Origin of the sequence: Niallia taxi (genome assembly GCF_004005475.1) — a bacterium.
In the GTDB taxonomy this organism is placed as follows: domain Bacteria; phylum Bacillota; class Bacilli; order Bacillales; family Cytobacillaceae; genus Niallia; species Niallia taxi.
This window is the reverse complement of record NZ_RZTZ01000006.1, coordinates 15252-35188: the sequence shown is the minus strand read 5'-3', so window position 1 is coordinate 35188 and position 19937 is coordinate 15252. Positions and strand designations below refer to the sequence as shown.

Sequence of the window (19937 nt, the reverse complement as noted above, 5' to 3'; positions counted from 1 at the left end):
TCTCTTATACATTTATTCGTATTGACGAAAAATGTTAGTTTCCTTATAGTGGTAATATATATTACTACTATTAATACTGGGAGGAAGATATGGAACAAATAATTGAGCAGTTTGAAAGGCTTGGCTTCTCTAAAAATGAAGCGAAGGTTTATATGGCTTTGTTGAGCGAACCAGCATTAAACGGATATGAAATTAGTAAAAGAAGCGGTGTGCCCCGTTCAATGGTGTATACAGTTATTGCAAAGCTAGTTTCAAAAGAAGCAATAGTTGAATTACGAACAGAACCACCAACCTATACACCAATTTCAGTTAAAGAGCTTATATTAAATCAAAAACGACAAACAGAGGAAACACTATCATTTTTAGAAAAGGAACTGCAAGTTATCGAAAAGCCAGTTGAAATAAATGTAATCAAGCATATGGAGGGCAGGGATAAAATCGTACAGGCAGTTCAGAAGCTTATGAATGAAGCCAATGACGAAATTTGGCTGTCTTTATGGGAAGAGGAAATGGAAGACTTACGAGGAACGGCGGAAGAACAAACGAGAAAAGGAAAAAGACTATATTCCATGCTGTTTACAAATGAAGAGACGGAATCTTTCGGTAAGGCATTTTATCATCGTAACGATACAGCCTCTATTGAAAAAAACAGAATGGAGCAAAGATTAACTATCGTGATTCAAGACAATACCGAGGTACTAATAGCAGGCTTTATTACAGGACAAATACCGCAAGCAATTCAGACGGCTGAACCGATGCTTGTCCTTTTGGCGAAGGAATATATTCGCCACGATATGATGATGAAAACTGTGAGTGAGAAAATCGGCGATGCTGCACTTGATTCCATCTGGCAAGGCGATGATCTCCTAACTTATATTGTGCGAAATATAAAGCAGTAAGCATCTAAGTATCATCGCGAATTTACTAATTGGAGATGAAGGAAATGACAATCGAGTTATATAAAGACAATGCTTATATAAAGGAATGTGAGACAAATATTAGATCAGTTAAGGGCAATACTGTAGTTTTTGAACAGACAATATTTTATCCTGGCGGCGGTGGTCAGCCTTGTGATAAAGGAATAATTAAGCATGGCAATGAAACATATGAAGTAATGAATGTAAAAAAATCTGAAGGTGAAATAATCCATGAGCTAGATCGTCCATTACAGAACATACACGAACCAGTTTTGATGGAGATCGATTGGAAATGGCGGATGAAAAACATGCGCTACCATACGTTACTACATGTTATAGCAGGATATTTATATGAAAATTACAAGGGCATGGCTACAAGCAGTCAAATTGAAACCGATTATGGGAGATTAGAAATAGCATTTCCTCCAGAAATAATAGAAGAAATCCAGTTTGACCAATTAGAGCAAGCAATTCAAAAGGTGTTGGCGCAACCTCATCATGTTGAGACGAAGACAGTAAGCAGACAGGAGGCAGAACAAAAGGAAGGGGCAATAAAAACAATCATAAATTTACTGCCAGCTTCTCTTGATGAAGTCCGAATCGTGACAATAGAGGATATTGACGAGCAAGCATGTGGTGGGACACATCTCAAAAACACAAATGAAATTGGCAATTTTTCCATTGCTAAAATACAAAAAAAGGGTGCACTGAAAAGAAGGATAAGAGTTGAGCTAAAGTAATTATAACGTTAGGGGCTGGAAGCTAAGTATGTGGCTCTGATTCAAACCCGGACTATTATCGATTTCCAATTGATAGTACGGGTTTTGTATATTCAGTTTCATTGCGAATTAAACAAAATTTCTATATTTATTAATATATTAGTACAATATTATTGAAAATAAATTAGGAAGATAGTACTATATTTGTTGAAGGGTTAAAATTATTCACTTGTTTTTCTTATATATTTTTGCTCTTAATCGTTAGAATTTTTTAAAAATTAATTAGGAAAGATGGAAAACAAACGATATGAAAACGATGAATGTTTTGACACATCCAACATTACAGAAATATGTAGATGTATTGCCTATATTTAAACGAATGTTACCTGATATTTCTATCGGGATAGTAAATACAGAAGAATGGTTAGTTTATTATGCAGGCAGCAAAATCGATATTGGTGTGAAGGCTGGAATGAAAATTAATCCAAATGAGCCTTTAGCTAGTGCTATAAAAGAGAATAAGTCTATAGAAGAAGAAATTCCGGCAAATTTCTTCGGCGTTCCATTTACTGGTTTGGCTGCACCAATTATGGAAGGTGGTCAAGTAATAGGTGCAATGGCTATTCAATTACAAAAACAAAATGAAAAGGAACTTCGAAATATATCCGAGCAAATTGTACAGTCACTTGAACAAGCAAATAGCCAGGTGTCTATTGTGTCGGAAGGAGCAGAAGGATTAACAGAAATTAGCAATCTTTTATTATCAAAATCTGAACGTGCAAAATCGGAACTGAACAAGTCGAATGAGATGCTCCAGCTAATAAAACGAGTCGCTGATCAAACAAATCTATTAGGATTAAATGCAGCGATTGAAGCAGCTAGGGCAGGAGAAAAAGGTGACGGATTTACAGTAGTAGCAAATGAAATAAGAAAGCTTTCACAAGAAACAGCAGTCTCCACAGAAAAAATTCGCCAAACATGGTCAAATATACAAATATCAATGGATGAAATCAATGCATCCATCCAAAAAATTGTGGACGTAGGACAAAAGCAAGAAGCTTCTACAGAGGAAATTTCAAGCTTTATTGCCGAAATCGAAGCGATGAGCAAGCAATTAAATAAATATGCATCGGAGTTATAATATATATACATATACCAAAGAAAATAGAAACAAAGCATCCTTCTTTGCTTAAGTAATGAAAGGATGCTTTTTTGAGCCGTATTATTGGTTCATATTATTAGGCTTTTAAAAATTGTTCTCTAAATTACTAATCTGTATTCCTGTAGTTTAAACAAGGCTTTGAAAAAATGTGGTAAGGGCTCTTACGTCATACTGATTTACTAAATAACAATAATAAATTGACCATAAATGGATTAACTTTGGAGGAATAAATGAAAACCGGCGAGATGAGATACATCATTTTCTAAATAAGCTAAATGAAAGAGAAATTTCTCTTGGGTATGCTGGTTTTACTATTTCAAGAAATATGCATTTAGAGGATATGCAGTTAGGCTATAGTATGGACAGTAACGGAAGGTCGCTAGTTGGAACAAATCATGGAGAATGGAGAGAAAATTGGTTTGTTATAGGATATCATGATGAATCAGGAGATCCAATCTTTATAGATATAAATAAAAAATCATTCTCAGTATATACTGCTGAACATGGTATTGGTGAATGGAATCCAAAAGCAATTTCATCTTCATTCATAGGGTTTATAAAGATTTCAAATTATCTGGCTGAGCTTTCGAAAAGAACAGAGGATACACTGACAAATAGAAACAGCCAATTATCCATTGTGGACAAGATAATATTATTAATAAAAATACTATATTATACGAAAAGGATAAACATACCTTTTTGGTTTGGTTACTTTTTAAAATAATGTATTAGTTTAAAAGGAAGTATCTCTAAATATCATTTGTGTATAAAGCATTTAACAAAGGCTTACTGTGAAAAGTAAAAAAAAGGTTGGAGAGATTGGGACATAAGTGACTAAGTCTAATTAAAACAGAACTATTTAATCTTTAATAGAATGTTTTTTTATTATTTAAATTTTAAACAATAATTATAAACTTTAGTGAAATGGAGCGGAGGCCAATCGACTCCTGCGGGAAATAGAGGAAAGGCTTAGACCCCGCAGGCGAAGACGAGGAGGCTCAGCTTCCTCCCCGCGGAAAGCGAGTGGGTGTAGCGTAATGAAACGAACTAATTGTTAAGTCATCCTCTATTTATAATTCCATGTTTTATGGAAAAATTGGTTTTTATATGACTGAAAATTCCTAATAATAAATGGATTGTAAGCGCATAAAGCATTATAATAATATTAGAGATGGAAGGAAAGGGGAATTGATATTCTACATGTGGCTAACTTTTTAATGAATAAATGAAACAAATAAATAGCTATATAACTTTAGTGTTCGCAGGAGATTTATGTCTATAATTTGAAATTTATATCATTAAAAGGATGCGTGGTGTGGAATTAAATATCTCCATTAACTAGGCAGATACCTCAGAGGTCTGTCTTTTTGTTTTTTGAAATAATACATCTCTCTTATTCCATATCTGTGTATCCTTCTGAGCGGGGAGAATATGATGCTAAATAATAAATACGCGATTATAACAGGAGCAAGCACTGAACGAGATATTGGTACAGCTATCTGCAGGAAATTAGCTTCACAAGGCATAAATATATTCTTTACACATTGGAATTCTGATGATTTATGGGCACAGAATTTCCGCCAAGAAATTAAGAACATGGGCTGCCAATGTGAATGCTTAAAAATTGATTTATCACATCCAGATGCTGCTTATACAATTTTGGATACAGTCGAATTAAAGCTAGGAACTCCAGCTATTTTAATAAATAATGCAGCACATTCTACAAATGATGGCTATCAAAATCTTAATGGGAAAATTCTTGATGATCATTATGCAGTCAATATGAGAACCGTTTTTCTGCTTTGTGTTGAATTTGCCCGGCGGTTTAAAGTGGCTGAATTAGAGGCAGGCAGTATTGTTAATATGACATCAGGACAGGAGCTTGGTCCAATGCCAAATGAATTAGCGTATGCGGCAACCAAAGGTGCTATTTCTGCTTTCACTAGATCTTTATCACAGGAGCTAGCATCTATAGGAATTACTGTTAATGCAGTCAATCCAGGTCCAACCGATTCAACTTGGATGACAGATGAAATACGAGAGGGGCTGCTTCCGAAATTTCCTATGGGACGAATAGGGCTACCTAAGGATGTTGCTCGTACTATTGCTTACCTTGTAAGCGAGGAAGCAAGATGGATAACAGGTCAAACAATCCATTCAGAAGGTGGATTTATAAGAGGTTGAAGACAATAGACTCAATATAAAGCTGTATTAGTGATTAGATTGAATCACCAGTACAGCTTTTTTGTTTTACAACCTCGCTGCAGCACATGCAATAAATGATAAAAAAGATGACCGTATAGAACCTGAAATAAGAAACAAAATAAGAGATAGCGGCTTACTCTAAAGGTATAAAAGTAGGGATTCAATTGAGAGGTATAATAATAATATTAATGATAGTAATAGTATGTCTACTAAGTGGTTGTTGGGATCGTAAAGAATTGAGAAATGTTTCTGTTGTTACAGGAATGGCAGTTGATAAAGGCGAACATCAGAAATATAAACTCACGGTGGAAACTACTGCTGCTTCAGAAGTGAATCCGCGAAATGCTGAAGGCTTTGCGCCAGCAAATGTACAAACTTTAGAGGGCAATACGATTGCAGAACTTACCCATAAGTTTAATGTAATCAGTGAACAAAGTATGATTCTATCTCATATGAGAGTATTAGTTATAGGTGAAGAGGTTGCAGAAAAAGGCATGATGGAATTCATGGATTTCATGGACAGAAACAGGGAAATTCGTGATGATTTTGATATTGTGATTGCAAGAGACGGTAAAGCTGCCAGTGTTTTAAAAACAAATAATATGTACAAAAAAAGTGCCTCATTAAAAATATATACACAGCTCGTGTCGATTTATAAAGATTGGGGCGGTGCACCGAAACTTAGACTCAATGACTTTATTCGAATATATAAATCTGATGGGCAAACTCCTGTATTAGTTGCATTGAAGGTTAAAGGTGACCCAAAAAAAGGGGGCAATATAGAAAATATGAAAACGGTCACACCCGAAAATAAAGTGGATGTTGATTCTTTAGGCATTATAAAAGGCGGTAAACTAGTTGGCTATATAAGTATTTATGATGTCAGAAATATGCTCTGGGTCCAAAATAATTTACAAAGTACAGTGATAACCTCTCCATGTGGCAGTGGTGATAAAAAAATGGGCTTCCGCGTAACAACATCGAAAACTAACGTAATAGCAACAGAAGAAGGCGGTGTACCGTCTTTTACAATAAACATTAAGACAGAAGGAAGTCTACAAAACAATGAATGCTTAACAAATATGGCTAAAGCACACGCATTTGAGGGTTATGAAGAACGTATTAATAAAAAAATGGAACAAGAAATATTGGATACTGTCAAAACAATCAGAGAGCAATATAATGCAGATATTTTTGGCTTAGGAGAGAGGTTAAAAGATCAAGATTATAAACATTTTAAAAAATATCGGGACAATTGGGATGAAGGCTTTGCTAAGGCAAAAATAAGTATACATTTTGACACTGAAATAAAACAGGCTGGATTAAGAAAGGAAAGTGCTATCATAAAGTAGTGTAGGATTTCTAAGGATGGTATTTTCGGCTGCTGCTTGCAGCTTTTTCTATGTGTTAAATGTTAACTAGTTACTTTAATGGAGCATTATATAAACTAATTAACATTTGCTTTTTATAAACGCAATTGAATTGGATAATTTTATATGTTATATTGGATGTGTCTCTTATTAAAGTAATTTAATAAGTTATTAAATACTTATTTAAAAGATTTAATAAGTGTGTATACGGAAAATAGAAAAGGTTAGTAAGCACAATTTAATGATGGTGAGGTTAAAAAATGGCAACACTTCTTTTGGTCATTATTTATTTAGCTTTTATCAGTTTAGGTCTGCCTGATTCCTTGTTAGGAGCTGCTTGGCCTGTTATGCAATCTGATCTTGGAGTTCCCCTTGAAACTGCTGGATTTCTGTTTATGATGATTGCAGGCGGCACCATTATTTCGAGTTTAGTAAGCGGAAAGGTTCTTAAACGATTTGGAACTAGTAAAGTAACATTTGTGAGCGTCTTCATGACGGCCGGTGCTTTATTAGGGTTTCAATTTGCTCCATCCATTGCTTGGTTAGTACTTTGCGCTATTCCCCTTGGATTGGGTGCTGGTGCCGTTGATACTGGATTAAATGATTATGTTGCAACGAATTATAAAGCGCATCATATGAGTTGGCTGCACTGTTTCTGGGGAGTTGGAGCAACACTTGGTCCAGTCATTATGGCACAGTTTATTTCGGAGGGGACTTCATGGAGAAATGGGTATCTTACCATTTCTGGTATTCAATTTGCGTTAGTGCTTATTCTCCTTATCACACTACCTTTATGGAAGAGAGTGACACATAACAACAACAATGCTGCTTCAAATGAAATAATGGAAACAAATGCTGTTCGGCATGAAGAAAATAATGAGCTGAAACCATTGCAAGTGAAAGGGGTAAAGCTTGCGCTTGCATCCTTTTTGTTCTATTGCGGCGTCGAAGCAACGATGGGGCTGTGGGGAAGCAGTTTTTTGGTTAATGTGAAGGGGCTGAGTGCGGCAGCTGCTGCCCAGTGGGTGTCATTATACTATGCTGGAATAACTGTTGGCAGGTTTATCACGGGCTTTATTACCTTCAAAATGACAAATCGTGCGCTCATTCGATCTGGACAATTAATAGCAGCAGTTGGTGCTATTATTCTGTTTTTGCCTTTGCCATCCATTTTCTCGCTTGTAGGCTTTATCATTATTGGATTAGGATTGGCACCAATATTTCCGTGTATGCTTCACGAAACACCAACACATTTCGGGAAAAAACATTCGCAGTCCATTATGGGGTATCAAATGGCGGTTGCTTACACAGGAACTACATTTTTACCGCCAATGCTAGGATTTATATCGTCTTATTTCACGATAGGTATTTTCCCTGTATGCATTTTGATTTTTGCCGCAGCAATGCTGTTAAGCACTGAAAATTTAAATCGCTTACTTTATAAAAAGATTATTGGAAAAGATACTAGTTTAAAAGCTTAATATTTATATAAAAGGCAGGTAGTAATATGAAAACGGAAAAAGAAAAAATGTTAGCTGGAGAAATGTATAATCCAGCTGACCCTTTGTTGGCAGAAGAACGTAATAAATCAAGACAAATGGTTAGGCTTTATAACCAGACATTAGAGACAGAAGGCGAAAAACGTACTAAGATTCTGAAGGAATTACTCGGTTCTACTGGCGAAAACATTTATATGGAGCCGAATATACGCTTTGATTATGGGGGCAATATATATGTCGGAGAAAACTTTTATGCAAACTTCGACTGCACTATATTAGATGTTTGTGAAGTAAGATTTGGAGATAATTGTATGCTTGCACCTGGTGTGCAAATTTATTCAGCGACACATCCATTGAATGCTGCAGATAGAAATTCTGGCAGAGAATACGGGAAACCAATCACAATCGGAAACAATGTTTGGATTGGAGGAAGTGCAATCATAAATCCAGGAGTTACTATAGGGGATAATGCTGTGATTGCTTCAGGTGCTGTTGTCGTGAAGGATGTACCAGATAATGTAGTGGTTGGCGGAAACCCAGCAAGAATTATTAAGCATATTGAAGGATAACAAACATTAATTCCGAAGATGAGGTGGAAAACTTGAAAATCGAGCATGTGGCTATTTGGGTCAAGGATTTAGAAGTGATGAAAGAGTTTTACGAAACTTATTTTAACGGCAAGGCAAACAGTAAGTACCATAATCAAGTGAAAGGCTTTGAATCTTATTTTTTAGCATTTGAATCAGGTGCAAGATTAGAAATCATGCGAAAGTCAGGTATTAATCAAGCAGCTGCAAGTGAAATGATTGGCTGGGCACATATTGCTATCTCTTTAGGAAGCAAAGAAGCTGTTAACGAAATGACAGAGCGATTAATTAATGATGGTTACCGTCATAATAATGGGCCGCGTCTAACGGGTGATGGCTACTATGAAAGTGTAATGGAAGATCCAGAAGGCAATTTAATTGAGCTGACTGTATAATAGGAACATTAAATTGGACAAAGCCACTGAAGAATTCAGTGGCTTCCTTATTCTAGTAAACTTATTGTTCCGATTTAACCAGTATTTTCACTTGGTTCTTTTCTTTGATTAAGCTTTCAAAGCCTTCTTCAATAACATCGTCTAAGGCAATTTTTTTCGTTACTAGTTTTTCTGCTGAGAAATAGCCCTTTTGCATTAGTGACAACACTGCTGGGAAGACATTACGGTAGCCTATTATACCTTTGACAGTTCTTTCTTTAATAACAATGTCATTTGGCAAAATTTCAGCGCCTTTTTCCCAGATGCTAACAATTATTGTTTCTCCGCCAATTCCAGTAGATTGAATTGCTTGACGCAAGACGACTGGCACACCTGTGACTTCAAATGAAACGTCCACCCCGCCGTCTGTTAATCTTGCAATTTCCGCAACTGTATCTTCAACCTCTGCAGGGTTAATGATGATGGCTCCTAGTTCCGTTGCTTTCGCTTGTCGTTCAGGAGAAAGCTCAACAGCATATATATCTGTCGCACCTGCAGCTTTTAATGCTTCGATAACAAGCAAGCCGATTGGACCACAGCCAAATACAGCCACTTTATCACCAGCTTTTACTCTGCTAGAGCGTACAGCATATAAAGCAACTGCTGCTGGTTCAACTAATGCACCTTGCTCATAGGATAAATCATCTGGAAGCTTAAATAGGAGCTCCTCATCAACAGCAACATATTCACTAAGACCTCCGCCACCACCGGCAAGTCCTAAAAATCCCATGTTCTCATCTAAATTGTATGCACCTTGATGTCCGTGTGTAGCAAAAATCGGTTCTACAACGACACGATCGCCAACTTTATAATTGTTTACTCCTTCTCCAACCTCAACAACTTCGCCAGAAAATTCATGACCAAGTGTTACAGGTGCAACCTCGTTCGTAAGTGGATGAGGCTGATCAACTGGTATGAAAATTGGTCCGCCTAAGTATTCATGTAAATCACTGCCGCATATACCGCACCATTTCACTTTCATTTTTACTTGACCTGGATTTAATTTCGGCTCGTCTATTTCCTCCAAGCGAATATCTTTTTGATTATGCCATCTTAACGCTTTCATCTAAAAAACAACCCCTTATGTAGTTTATTTACATATATTAGTATACAGCTAACAACACTTATGATAAATTTAGTTAATATTAACTAAGGTTAAGGACAGCTTAACTAAAAATATGAGGTTTATATGAATATTGAACAATTAAAATATATGGTTGAAATTGCTCGGACAGGCTCCTTGAAGGAAGCGGCAGAAAATTTACATATAACATTGCCAGCATTGAGTCAATCGATAAAAAATCTTGAAAAAGAATTAAATATTAGTATTTTCCACAGATCAAGACGAGGATCAGTTCCGACAGAAGAAGGTCATAAGCTAGTAGAAAAGGCAAATTCTGTTTTGCAGAAGCTTCAGGAGTTTATGGAGGAGGCAGAAGCCTACACCAATACGATGAATGGTGAAATGAAGATAGCGACATATCCCGGACCAATGGAAATCCTCGTTAATCTTATTTCAGACATTAAAAGGGAATATCCTAATATTAAAGCATCTATTTATGAAAACAGTACAGAGCATATAATTGAGAAAGTGCTAGAAGGGGAGGTGGATGTTGGCTTTATTACGTATACAGAAAAAGAAGAAAAGAAATATCGGAATCTTGTATTCAAAAAGCTGCTCGATGGCCATATGGTTGTGGCGGTAAACAAAAATTCGCCATTGGCACAAAATAAACTAATAACTGCAGAGATGTTAATTGATCAGCCAATCGTATTATATAATGATGTCTACATTAACGAATTCATGAAAGGCTTCAGCTCACTGCCTTTTGATATTTTATTTACTACAAATAATGTCGATACAATACGGCATACTTTGGAAAATAATACAGCGATAAATATAGGGTTTGACTATGCATTTAAAACAGATGCAGGTTTGTCTAGAAGTGATAAGTATGTAGTCATTAACTTTGCTTCTCCTCATTATAAAACGTATTCCTTCGGATATTTTTATAATGCAAATAATGGGCTATCGAGGATATTACGAGAGTTTTTGAAGCGGATACATAGAACGATAAAGGATAGTGGTGTTCATGGTTAAAGGAGAAAGGATTGCCTTTCTCCTTTTTGCTTATGAGGAAGGGGTTGGGATAAAGAAAAATATAAGCTATCTACACCCGACTAATAAATAATTTCTTCAAAATTGTAATGATGGACCTTGAGATTAGTTCGTTTCATTGCAATTCTGCCATTCGCTTTCCGCGGGGAGGGATGGTGCCTCCTCGTCTTCGCCTGCGGGGTCTCATCCTTTCCTCTATTTCCCGCTGGAGTCGAGTGGCCTACGCTCCATTTCACTAAGAAGTTTAGATACTGAAAGAACTTTTATTCAGAAATACTTAAATAGGTGGTTTGTGATTGGTCTTAGTTACTTATTGTCCTAAGCTCTTTTAACTTTATGGAATTTCTCCCCTTTAAAATAAGTCTGTGCGCTCTAACACATGATGGACTAAATGAAACAGGGCTGGATTATGATTTTCTCTTTTGTAGGAAAGAATCCATTCTGCTGTTAATTGGTCTTGTGCGAATTTTTTGTACAGTACATCTAAATTAAACAGGCGTTTAGCTGAATCAGGTACAACGGCAATCCCGATGCCAGCGGTGACTAGTCCAATGACCATTTGATATTCAGTTGATTCCTGCACGATATTCGGATGAAAGCCATTTTTATTGCATATTTGGATAAAGTCCTCGTACAGAGAGGGCCATGCTTCTTTTGACAATGAAATGATTGGCTCATTTTTAATGTCAGACATGGAAATGGCAGGTTTTTCTGCCAAGTGATGATTTTTGGGGATGGCAAAAACACATTCACTAGTTTTAAGACTTCTGCTGATTAGTTCATAGTTAGTAACAGGAGGATGTGAAAAACCTACATCAATATCGCCATTTAATAACGCGGTTAGCTGATTTGGGGCAGATAATTGGCGTAATTCAATATCTATCGACGGAAAAACAGCTCTGAATTCCTTTATGGCTGGCGGCAAAATTTCATATGTTGCTGTACCGACAAATCCGACTATAATCTTTCCAAGTTCACCTCTTGCTGTATGGCGCGCTGTATCAACGGCTCTGTCTAATTGATTTAATACAGAAGTTATTTGTCCTAAAAAAACATTTCCGGCAGTTGTTAATTCCACAGCCCGACTGGAGCGATGAAAGAGGGGAAAGCCCAATTCCTCCTCTAATTGCTTTATTTGCTGGCTGAGCGGAGGCTGTGTCATATTAAGTTTTGCAGCTGCCCTTCCGAAATGAAGCTCCTCTGCCACTGTTTTAAAATACTGCAAGTGTCTAAGCTCCATGTTTATAACCACCTTACTGATTCATTCGTAATACATATCAATCCCACGATTAATGGATATTGGAAAAAATATCATGTGAAATGTATAGTAAATCATATCATGAAATTCCAAATTTTATAAGGAATTCAATTTAAGGAGTGAAGCTGAATGAACCTTCAGGACCAACCAATTATCACAAGACGAGGGGCAGAACTAATTGTTGACACACTTATTGCTCAAGGTGTCACACATGTTTTTGCTATACCAGGTGCAAAAATAGATGCTGTTTTTGATGTGCTGCAAGACAGAGGACCAGAGCTAATTCTTTGCAGACATGAGCAAAATGCAGCATTTATGGCAGCAGCAGTTGGAAGACTGACAGGAAATCCAGGTGTATGCCTCGTAACCTCAGGACCTGGAGCTTCAAATCTTGCAACAGGCTTATTGACGGCTAATACAGAAGGAGATCCAGTTGTGGCGATTGCAGGTAATGTCATTCGAGCTGACAGATTGAAACGCACACATCAATCGCTGGATAATGCTGCATTATTTAAACCAGTAACAAAATACAGTGTGGAAGTACAGGATGTCAAGAATATCCCTGAAGCATTAACAAATGCCTTTCGTGCTGCTAAATCAGGCCAGGCAGGCGCAGCATTTATCAGCTTTCCTCAAGATGTCGTCACAGAAGAAACATCTGTCCAAGCATTAGCAGCACTGCCTGCACCAACACTAGGTGCAGCAGCAGATAGCAGCATCCGTTCTGCCGTTGCAAAAATACACAACGCCAATCTTCCTATTGCCATAGTAGGAATGAAAGGAAGTAGACCAAAAGCAGTAAAATCAATCCGAAACTTTCTCCGTACATTGGGCATACCCTTTGTTGAGACATATCAAGGTGCCGGCACTCTTTCAAGAGAGCTTGAAGCTCAATATTATGGACGGATAGGGCTTTTTGCCAACCAGCCTGGTGATCTTCTGATAGAGCAGGCAGATGTTATTCTTACAATCGGCTTTGACCCAATTGAATATGATCCAAAGTTTTGGAACGTAAATAATAATCCTAATATTATTCACATAGATGAAATACAGGCAGATGCTGACCATTATTATCAGCCAAGCCTTGAATTGATTGGCGACATTTCTTCGACAGTTGATGAATTAGACTTTTTCTCTGTGCCTGCAAAAATAAGTGGCGAGAAAAATGAATTTCTTGCCAGACTTAGAGATCTTCATGAAGAAATGGAAGCACCAAAGCCAATTCAAAAGCAAGGTCTGTCCCATCCATTACAGGTAATCAATGCGTTAAGAAGCCAAATTGCAGATGACGTGATTGTTACATGTGATATTGGCTCACACGGAATATGGATGTCACGTCACTTTCGCTCCTATGAACCAAATACACTGCTGATTTCAAATGGAATGCAGACACTCGGAGTCGCTCTTCCTTGGGCAATTGGTGCAGCTATATTGCACCCAGACAAAAAAATCGTTTCTGTATCTGGTGACGGAGGTTTTCTGTTCTCTGCTATGGAGCTTGAAACGGCTGTTAGGATGAAGGCTAACATCGTTCATTTAGTTTGGAATGACAGCAAATATGATATGGTATCCTTCCAGCAGATTATGAAATATAACCGAGATTCCTGTGTCGAATTCGGACCAATTGACATCGTTAAATATGCAGAAAGTTTTGGTGCAACAGGACTTAGGGTAAACTCTCCACAAGAGCTGTCAAAGGTTCTTGAAAAGGGGCTGCAGCAGGAGGGACCTGTTATCATTGACATCCCAATTGACTATAGCGAAAATATCGATTTGGCAAATCAAAAATGGCCGGATTATTTCAAACAGCAAGCAGTTGAAAGAGAGCTTTGGCATTCATAAAAGGCATCCAAGCATTATATTTTTTAAGATTGAGGTGATGATGCATGGAAATGGTTAAAACTTTACATGCTGACATTATAGAGAACAACGAAGATCAGAAGCAGGAGGTTTATCAGGTTTCGACCATGACGGCGCTTCTGGATGGTGTTTATGACGGAGACTTTTCATTAGGGGAAATTCATGAACATGGAGACTTTGGTATTGGCACCTTTAATAAACTCGATGGTGAATTAATAGGGTTTGACGGTGAGTTCTATCGACTCCGTTCAGATGGAACTGCAACACCAGTTAAGGAAAAGGATAAATCACCATTTTGCTCGATCACATTTTTTGAAACAGAGATTACACACCGTGTAAACCGCCAATTAACATTAGAAGAACTGGAGCAGGAATTAGACAAACTTCTCCCTAGTAAAAATGTTTTTTATGCGATTAGAATGGATGGTGTTTTTAAAAAGGTTCAAACGAGAACAGTTGAGGTACAGGAAAAGCCATATGTGCCGATGATTGAAGCGGTAAAAACACAGCCGATTTTTGACTTTGAAAACATCGAGGGAACGATTGCTGGCTTCCGCACTCCACAATATGCCCATGGTATCGCAGTTGCTGGATATCATTTGCATTTTATTGATAAAAATAGAAGCACCGGCGGTCATGTTTTTGACTATACAGTGGAGAATGCTACAATTCGCATTTCTAAAAAGCAGTACTTGAATTTAAGACTGCCTGAAACAGAAGAATTTTTCAAAGCGGATATAGATCGTGCTGATTTAGCCAGTGATATAGCTGAAGCAGAAGGAAGCCCTGAAAAAAGATAAAGAAACAAGTGTTAACGTATGAATATCTCCAAAAACTGTCTTTCATAGTCGAGTAAATCGACAATAAAAGGCAGTTTTTATTGTTAAAGAACTTTTTGTGAATGAATGCTTAGAGTAATGAAAATAATAACGTAAAAGCAGGCAACATAAAGAGGGATGATAATGTATTGGCATGGTGTATTAGATAGACTCGATCTTTTTGCGAAAGGTTCCTGGTTTATTTATTTAACAGGATCGGTACTTTTTTTGCTTTCGATTATATTAACTAAAAATATCTCACGCAAGGAATGGATTCTTTTATTCGGCATGGTTGGCTTTTGCGGTTGGATGTCTAATATAATCCTTTTTTTTCTGCTTGATGTTATGGATTCAGGAGATCCAACAATAGGGGGATTATCAGACATATTTATGTTCGTTGTCGGACCTGCAGCTAATGCCATTTTATTCTTAAATTATTACACTAAATCAAACAAGTTTACATGGGTTATTATCTTTTCTGTCATTTCGCTGTTAATCGAATTTACTTTAGTGAAACTTGGATTTATAAAGCTAAAAGGTTGGAAGACATTCTATTCTATTCCATTTTACATATTTCTTTTTCGTTTTGTATTGCCCTGGATACTTAAGCTTATTAGAAAGTAAAGACTGAAAGGAAGCGTTGTACTTTTAATCGTGTTAGGGCAATTTTGACTAGAAATAATTTATAAATATTTATTTCTAAGTTATATTCTAGTCAAAAGATAAATATCTTGTTATATATCTTATTTTAAGTTAGAATCAATTATAGATATCGAGGGTCTTTAATGTATTGGTATAAAGTACTATTTTTTTAGTTTAATAATAGATATAAGGAGTCTTTAATAGATTTAATAGGAGAGGATATAATATGGTATTAGATTGCGTAATTATTGGTGGAGGCCCAGCAGGACTTAATGCAGCGCTTGTGCTTGGAAGAGCAAAAAAGAATATCATAGTTTTTGACGATAATAAACCAAGAAATGCTGTTACTCATGAATCTCACGGGTTTATTACAAGAGATAAAATTAAACCGGCTGAATTTAAAAGATATGCTTTAGAAGATTTAAAGGAGTATTCTAATATAATCATCAAAAATCAAAGAGTGTTTGATATAAAGACAGAAAATGATCGTTTTTTTATTTTAACGAAGGATGGCAATACATTTGAAGCAAGAAAGGTCATTTTAGCTACTGGCCTTACAGATATTCTTCCTGCTATTAAAGGAATCCATGAATTTTATGGAGAAAGTCTGTTCAGCTGTCCGTTTTGTGATGGATGGGAATTACAGGACCGTCCATTAGTCGTCATTTCAGAAAATGAGCGAGCATTTCATATGACAAAAATGATTAGAAATTGGAGTAAAGATGTTGTTCTGTGTACAAATGGACAAAAGGTTTTGTCAAGTGAACAAAGAGAGCTATTAGCAAATAAGGATATCGAAGTGATAGAAGAAGAAATAGAATATCTGCAGGGAGAGGACGGAAGATTGCGGAAAATTATTTTAAAGAGTGGAAGAGAAGTAGCAAGAGAAGGCGGCTTTGTCACCACAGGTTTGCAACAGGCATCGCCATTAGCACAACAATTAGGCTGCAGTATGAATAGTATGGGAGGAATTGATACTGATAATTCCGGTCGAACGGCAATTGCCGGAGTTTATGCATGTGGAGATAATTCTATTATTGCCCCTGCTCAATTGATTATTGCAGCTGCAGAAGGAAGTAAAGCTGCGATAGCAGTTGTAGGAGATTTAGTGAATGAGGACTTTTAATAGGAAGAAATGATAACAATCCTAAGGCCAAAATCTTTATTTTGGTCTTTTTATTTTGGCAAAAAAAACAAAACGATCAATACAGTGGGCTCGGAGAATTAAAGTGGAGAAAATCGTTCATTATATACAATAGAATTATTTACAATCCATTTACTATATTTACTTACAGCTGTTTTATAAATGTTTTACAAAATGCAAATTACAATACTAGTCTCATTCAGACCAGTTTTCTTCTCGAGTTAATAGTATTATTAGGTTAGATGATTTACACAATCTATTACTAGTTCCAGTTAAATTAGGAGGAATTCACTCATGACAAAACTTACTTTTCCTGAAAATTTCTTATGGGGTGGAGCTACTGCTGCCAACCAATTAGAAGGTGGATATAATGAAGGCGGTAAAGGATTAAACCTTGCTGACGTATTGCCAGGAGGCAAAATTCGTTTAGAAGTTATTGCACAAACTGGTTTTGATTTCGAAATAGATAAATCTAAATATGTATACCCTAACCATGATGGTATTGATTTTTATCACCGCTACAAGGAAGATATCGCGCTATTTGCTGAAATGGGCTTTAAAGCATACCGTATGAGTATTGCTTGGTCTCGTATTTTCCCTAATGGTGATGAGCTTGAGCCGAATGAAGAAGGCCTTGCGTTCTATGACAAGGTATTTGATGAACTTGCTAAATATGGCATTGAGCCAGTTGTGACAATTTCTCACTATGAAACACCACTTCACTTAATCAAAGAATACGGTGGCTGGAGAAGCCGTGAACTAGTTACATTCTTTGAGCGTTATGCAACTGTGTTGTTTAAACGCTATAAAGATAAAGTGAAATATTGGTTAACATTTAACGAAATTAATGGTGCAACACATATGCCTATTTTAGGTCTTGGATTCTCGCCTGAAAACCAAGAAACAAAACTGCAAGACAGCTTCCAAGGCTTGCATCACCAGTTCGTTGCTAGCAGCTTAGCTGTTAAAGCAGGGCATGAAATTATTCCTGATGCTCAAATCGGCTGTATGTTAATTTATGCACCAGTATATGCATTTGACAGCAATCCTGAAAATATCCTGCATGCACTTAAAGAAGAGCAAGTATTTAACTACTTGTGTGGTGACGTTCAAGTAAGAGGAGCATACCCTACTTTTGCTAAACGCTACTTTAAAGAAAACAACATTAACCTGAAAATCGAAGATGGCGACTTGGAATTGTTAAAGCAATATCCAGTTGATTTCATCAGCTTAAGCTACTATATGTCTCGTACAGAGAAAAAGGTTAAAACAGACGAAGAAAAAGCACAAGGAAACCTTATCGGCGGCATTAAAAATCCATTCTTGAACGCAAGTGAATGGGGCTGGGAAATTGACCCGACAGGACTTCGCATTTCCTTAAACAACCTGTATGACCGTTACCAAGTACCATTGTTTGTAGTAGAAAATGGTTTAGGTGCATACGATAAAGTGGAAGAAGATGGTTCTATCAATGACGACTATCGCATTGACTACCTGCGTGAGCATATTAAAGCAATGGGCGAAGCAATCGAAGACGGCGTTGAGTTAATGGGCTATACTTCATGGGGCTGCATTGACTTAGTTAGTGCATCATCAGGAGAAATGTCTAAGCGTTATGGCTATATCTACGTTGACAAGCATGATGATGGAAGCGGAACATTCGACCGCAGCAAGAAGAAATCCTTCTACTGGTACAAGGATGTTATTGCTACAAACGGAGCGAATCTATAAAACAACGGGGCTGCTTTTTATAAAGCAGCCTTTTGTTTATTTACAAGCAAATGATCAGTTCCTTTTTTGTCTAATTGGTATAGACTTATGATAATGCGATATGAAGGAGCTTCCATGAAGAAAAAAATTGTGTTTCATTATGATTATATTAGCCAGAGTAAATGGGCAACGGGGTATTTAAAAATAGGTGATAACAAATTTGAATTTGTTTGTTCGTATTTGTTCTCCGATCCATTAGAAGACATTCTTGCTTCAATATGTCAGCTGCTTCCAGGTGCGGTTCCGTATCTAAGAAATTATCTAACTTTTACTTTATTGGAAGAGCCTGAAGAATATCACTGGGAACTGCATAGAGTTGGTAAAGATGAAGTAAATATAAAAATTCATCTAAAAGAAAATGATGATGGCAAATTAGAATTGGTTTATGAGGAATTATGTGATATAAAAAGGTTGGTAGTAGCAATTCGGAAACATCTATATTCTAATAAGGAATTACTATCAAATCAGAAAGTGAACCGCCTTTATCAAGACTTACAAAAAGGCATAAGATACATGAAGAATATTTAGGATTATACGCAGAAGCGAGGTTAATATGGATTCAGAACAACGGTATAAGAAACTAAAAGAGTTTCAAGAGCTATATGAAAGCATCTTTAGAAAAACAAAAACCAAAAACGACTTTTTTCCAAAAACAGATTTTAACTTAAGTGACGGTCATATTCTGATTTTGACATATCTCTATAAAGTGAAAACTTGTACAGCATCTGAAATCACCAAGTATTTAGGGATTACTTCAGGAGGAGGTACAGTTCTTACAGATACGTTATTAAAGCATGATTTAATAAATCGATATCGCTCAAGTGAAGACAGGAGAGTAGTGAAGCTGTCTTTAACAGCTGAAGGAGAGAAAATTGTAAATCAGATTATTGAAAATAGAGCAGCAGTATTTGTTGAGCTTCTGCAGGACTTGGAAGAAACAGAAATTGATCAAATGCTGAATGTTTTTCACAAGTTAAATAAGAAGCTGAAATAATTGAGAAAAGTTCTCATTGACTAATAGTAAAAATCTATGTTAACCTTACTAATACCTAATATCTTAGTAAGTAAGATATTTATTTAATAATATATATGGAGGTATGTTTGATGTTTGTTAATCAAGCGAGCTTTGAAGGGGATAAAGCGAATGAAGCTAAAATTATCGCAAAGATGAAAAAGACGTTTGCAGAATTACAAGATGTCTCTGGTTTGCTAAGTTCTGAATGCTGGAAAAAAGAAAAAAATGACGTTGTAGAATATTCGATTGTGACAAAGTGGACGGCAAAACAAGATTTTATTGCATGGCTGTCAAGAGAAGAGCATGTAAATGAGCATAAAGAGATGAATAAACAAAGGAAGCAAGGGATCAGTGAAAAACCAAGTATGAAAAAGACGATTACTCAATATGAAGAAATAGAAATCGCAAACTTATAGAA

Annotated in this window: 20 protein-coding genes; 18 read left to right on the top strand and 2 right to left on the bottom strand. The window is 36.5% G+C overall.

Annotation, left to right across the window (positions count from 1 at the left end):
• The first annotated feature begins 89 nt into the window (after window positions 1-89).
• The 9 genes from EM808_RS15745 (at window position 90) to EM808_RS15705 (ending at window position 8854) form a co-directional block, all read left to right on the top strand.
• A complete protein-coding gene (locus tag EM808_RS15745) occupies window positions 90-899 on the top strand; it encodes a TrmB family transcriptional regulator (protein WP_127739171.1) in 810 nt (269 codons plus the stop codon).
• Window positions 900-943: 44 nt separating this feature from the next.
• Window positions 944-1657, top strand: coding sequence for an alanyl-tRNA editing protein (locus tag EM808_RS15740; protein ID WP_164849682.1), 714 nt, complete (start codon window positions 944-946; stop codon window positions 1655-1657).
• A gap of 286 nt (window positions 1658-1943) precedes the next feature.
• Complete coding sequence (locus EM808_RS29665) at window positions 1944-2777, top strand: methyl-accepting chemotaxis protein (RefSeq protein ID WP_164849681.1); 834 nt, start codon at window positions 1944-1946, stop codon at window positions 2775-2777.
• Window positions 2778-3156: 379 nt separating this feature from the next.
• Window positions 3157-3522, top strand: coding sequence for a copper resistance protein (locus EM808_RS15730; RefSeq protein ID WP_225314716.1), 366 nt, complete (start codon window positions 3157-3159; stop codon window positions 3520-3522).
• A gap of 707 nt (window positions 3523-4229) precedes the next feature.
• Window positions 4230-4982 (top strand): SDR family oxidoreductase, encoded by a 753-nt coding sequence (locus tag EM808_RS15725; RefSeq protein WP_127739168.1) that lies wholly within the window; start codon window positions 4230-4232, stop codon window positions 4980-4982.
• 209 nt (window positions 4983-5191) lie between these two features.
• Window positions 5192-6355 (top strand): Ger(x)C family spore germination protein, encoded by a 1164-nt coding sequence (locus tag EM808_RS15720; RefSeq protein ID WP_225314724.1) that lies wholly within the window; start codon window positions 5192-5194, stop codon window positions 6353-6355.
• A 278-nt stretch (window positions 6356-6633) separates the two neighbouring features.
• The gene (locus tag EM808_RS15715; RefSeq protein WP_127739166.1) at window positions 6634-7854 is read left to right on the top strand and encodes an MFS transporter; all 1221 of its coding nucleotides are present in this window, start codon (window positions 6634-6636) and stop codon (window positions 7852-7854) included.
• Between the two features lie 26 nt (window positions 7855-7880).
• Window positions 7881-8441 carry a maltose acetyltransferase domain-containing protein gene (locus EM808_RS15710; RefSeq protein ID WP_127739165.1) on the top strand — a complete coding sequence of 187 codons (561 nt, stop codon included), beginning with the start codon at window positions 7881-7883 and terminating at the stop codon, window positions 8439-8441.
• 32 nt (window positions 8442-8473) lie between these two features.
• Window positions 8474-8854 carry a VOC family protein gene (locus EM808_RS15705; protein WP_127739164.1) on the top strand — a complete coding sequence of 127 codons (381 nt, stop codon included), beginning with the start codon at window positions 8474-8476 and terminating at the stop codon, window positions 8852-8854.
• 61 nt (window positions 8855-8915) lie between these two features.
• Here the strand turns inward: EM808_RS15705 and EM808_RS15700 are convergent, their stop codons facing one another.
• Window positions 8916-9959, bottom strand: coding sequence for a 2,3-butanediol dehydrogenase (locus EM808_RS15700; RefSeq protein WP_127739163.1), 1044 nt, complete (start codon window positions 9957-9959; stop codon window positions 8916-8918).
• 123 nt (window positions 9960-10082) lie between these two features.
• On the opposite strand from EM808_RS15700, the gene EM808_RS15695 reads away from it, so the two are divergent.
• On the top strand, window positions 10083-10994 hold the full coding sequence (locus tag EM808_RS15695; protein ID WP_127739162.1) for a LysR family transcriptional regulator: 912 nt from the start codon (window positions 10083-10085) through the stop codon (window positions 10992-10994).
• A 370-nt stretch (window positions 10995-11364) separates the two neighbouring features.
• On the opposite strand, the gene alsR is transcribed toward EM808_RS15695, so the two are convergent.
• Window positions 11365-12252: an acetoin biosynthesis transcriptional regulator AlsR gene (gene alsR, locus EM808_RS15690; RefSeq protein WP_127739161.1), complete on the bottom strand. Its 888-nt coding sequence runs from the start codon at window positions 12250-12252 to the stop codon at window positions 11365-11367.
• Window positions 12253-12399: 147 nt separating this feature from the next.
• On the opposite strand from alsR, the gene alsS reads away from it, so the two are divergent.
• The 8 genes from alsS to EM808_RS15650 all read left to right on the top strand — a co-directional run bounded on the left by alsS (window position 12400) and on the right by EM808_RS15650 (window position 19935).
• On the top strand, window positions 12400-14112 hold the full coding sequence (alsS, locus tag EM808_RS15685) for an acetolactate synthase AlsS (protein ID WP_127739160.1): 1713 nt from the start codon (window positions 12400-12402) through the stop codon (window positions 14110-14112).
• Between the two features lie 50 nt (window positions 14113-14162).
• Entirely contained in the window at window positions 14163-14930 is a 768-nt protein-coding gene (gene budA / locus EM808_RS15680) for an acetolactate decarboxylase (RefSeq protein WP_127739397.1), read from the top strand.
• Between the two features lie 162 nt (window positions 14931-15092).
• Window positions 15093-15572 (top strand): hypothetical protein, encoded by a 480-nt coding sequence (locus EM808_RS15675; protein ID WP_127739159.1) that lies wholly within the window; start codon window positions 15093-15095, stop codon window positions 15570-15572.
• 244 nt (window positions 15573-15816) lie between these two features.
• Complete coding sequence (locus tag EM808_RS15670; protein WP_127739158.1) at window positions 15817-16716, top strand: NAD(P)/FAD-dependent oxidoreductase; 900 nt, start codon at window positions 15817-15819, stop codon at window positions 16714-16716.
• A gap of 312 nt (window positions 16717-17028) precedes the next feature.
• A complete protein-coding gene (locus EM808_RS15665; protein ID WP_127739157.1) occupies window positions 17029-18465 on the top strand; it encodes a glycoside hydrolase family 1 protein in 1437 nt (478 codons plus the stop codon).
• A gap of 114 nt (window positions 18466-18579) precedes the next feature.
• Window positions 18580-19032 (top strand): hypothetical protein, encoded by a 453-nt coding sequence (locus EM808_RS15660; protein WP_127739156.1) that lies wholly within the window; start codon window positions 18580-18582, stop codon window positions 19030-19032.
• Window positions 19033-19057: 25 nt separating this feature from the next.
• Complete coding sequence (locus EM808_RS15655; RefSeq protein WP_127739155.1) at window positions 19058-19498, top strand: MarR family winged helix-turn-helix transcriptional regulator; 441 nt, start codon at window positions 19058-19060, stop codon at window positions 19496-19498.
• A gap of 110 nt (window positions 19499-19608) precedes the next feature.
• Window positions 19609-19935, top strand: coding sequence for an antibiotic biosynthesis monooxygenase (locus EM808_RS15650; protein WP_127739154.1), 327 nt, complete (start codon window positions 19609-19611; stop codon window positions 19933-19935).
• Window positions 19936-19937: the final 2 nt, after the last annotated feature.

Excerpts from the sequence above, each read along its gene's own strand:
- EM808_RS15675 (WP_127739159.1), top strand. The coding sequence starts at position 15,093 with ATGTATTGGCATGGTGTATTAGATAGACTCGATCTTTTTGCGAAAGGT.
- EM808_RS15655 (WP_127739155.1), top strand. The coding sequence starts at position 19,058 with ATGGATTCAGAACAACGGTATAAGAAACTAAAAGAGTTTCAAGAGCTA.
- EM808_RS15740 (WP_164849682.1), top strand. The coding sequence starts at position 944 with ATGACAATCGAGTTATATAAAGACAATGCTTATATAAAGGAATGTGAG.
- EM808_RS15650 (WP_127739154.1), top strand. The coding sequence starts at position 19,609 with ATGTTTGTTAATCAAGCGAGCTTTGAAGGGGATAAAGCGAATGAAGCT.
- EM808_RS15725 (WP_127739168.1), top strand. The coding sequence starts at position 4,230 with ATGATGCTAAATAATAAATACGCGATTATAACAGGAGCAAGCACTGAA.
- alsR (WP_127739161.1), bottom strand. The coding sequence starts at position 12,252 with ATGGAGCTTAGACACTTGCAGTATTTTAAAACAGTGGCAGAGGAGCTT.
- EM808_RS15695 (WP_127739162.1), top strand. The coding sequence starts at position 10,083 with ATGAATATTGAACAATTAAAATATATGGTTGAAATTGCTCGGACAGGC.
- EM808_RS15670 (WP_127739158.1), top strand. The coding sequence starts at position 15,817 with ATGGTATTAGATTGCGTAATTATTGGTGGAGGCCCAGCAGGACTTAAT.
- alsS (WP_127739160.1), top strand. The coding sequence starts at position 12,400 with ATGAACCTTCAGGACCAACCAATTATCACAAGACGAGGGGCAGAACTA.
- EM808_RS15665 (WP_127739157.1), top strand. The coding sequence starts at position 17,029 with ATGACAAAACTTACTTTTCCTGAAAATTTCTTATGGGGTGGAGCTACT.
- budA (WP_127739397.1), top strand. The coding sequence starts at position 14,163 with ATGGTTAAAACTTTACATGCTGACATTATAGAGAACAACGAAGATCAG.
- EM808_RS15730 (WP_225314716.1), top strand. The coding sequence starts at position 3,157 with ATGGACAGTAACGGAAGGTCGCTAGTTGGAACAAATCATGGAGAATGG.
- EM808_RS29665 (WP_164849681.1), top strand. The coding sequence starts at position 1,944 with ATGAAAACGATGAATGTTTTGACACATCCAACATTACAGAAATATGTA.
- EM808_RS15700 (WP_127739163.1), bottom strand. The coding sequence starts at position 9,959 with ATGAAAGCGTTAAGATGGCATAATCAAAAAGATATTCGCTTGGAGGAA.
- EM808_RS15710 (WP_127739165.1), top strand. The coding sequence starts at position 7,881 with ATGAAAACGGAAAAAGAAAAAATGTTAGCTGGAGAAATGTATAATCCA.
- EM808_RS15720 (WP_225314724.1), top strand. The coding sequence starts at position 5,192 with ATGATAGTAATAGTATGTCTACTAAGTGGTTGTTGGGATCGTAAAGAA.
- EM808_RS15745 (WP_127739171.1), top strand. The coding sequence starts at position 90 with ATGGAACAAATAATTGAGCAGTTTGAAAGGCTTGGCTTCTCTAAAAAT.
- EM808_RS15715 (WP_127739166.1), top strand. The coding sequence starts at position 6,634 with ATGGCAACACTTCTTTTGGTCATTATTTATTTAGCTTTTATCAGTTTA.
- EM808_RS15660 (WP_127739156.1), top strand. The coding sequence starts at position 18,580 with ATGAAGAAAAAAATTGTGTTTCATTATGATTATATTAGCCAGAGTAAA.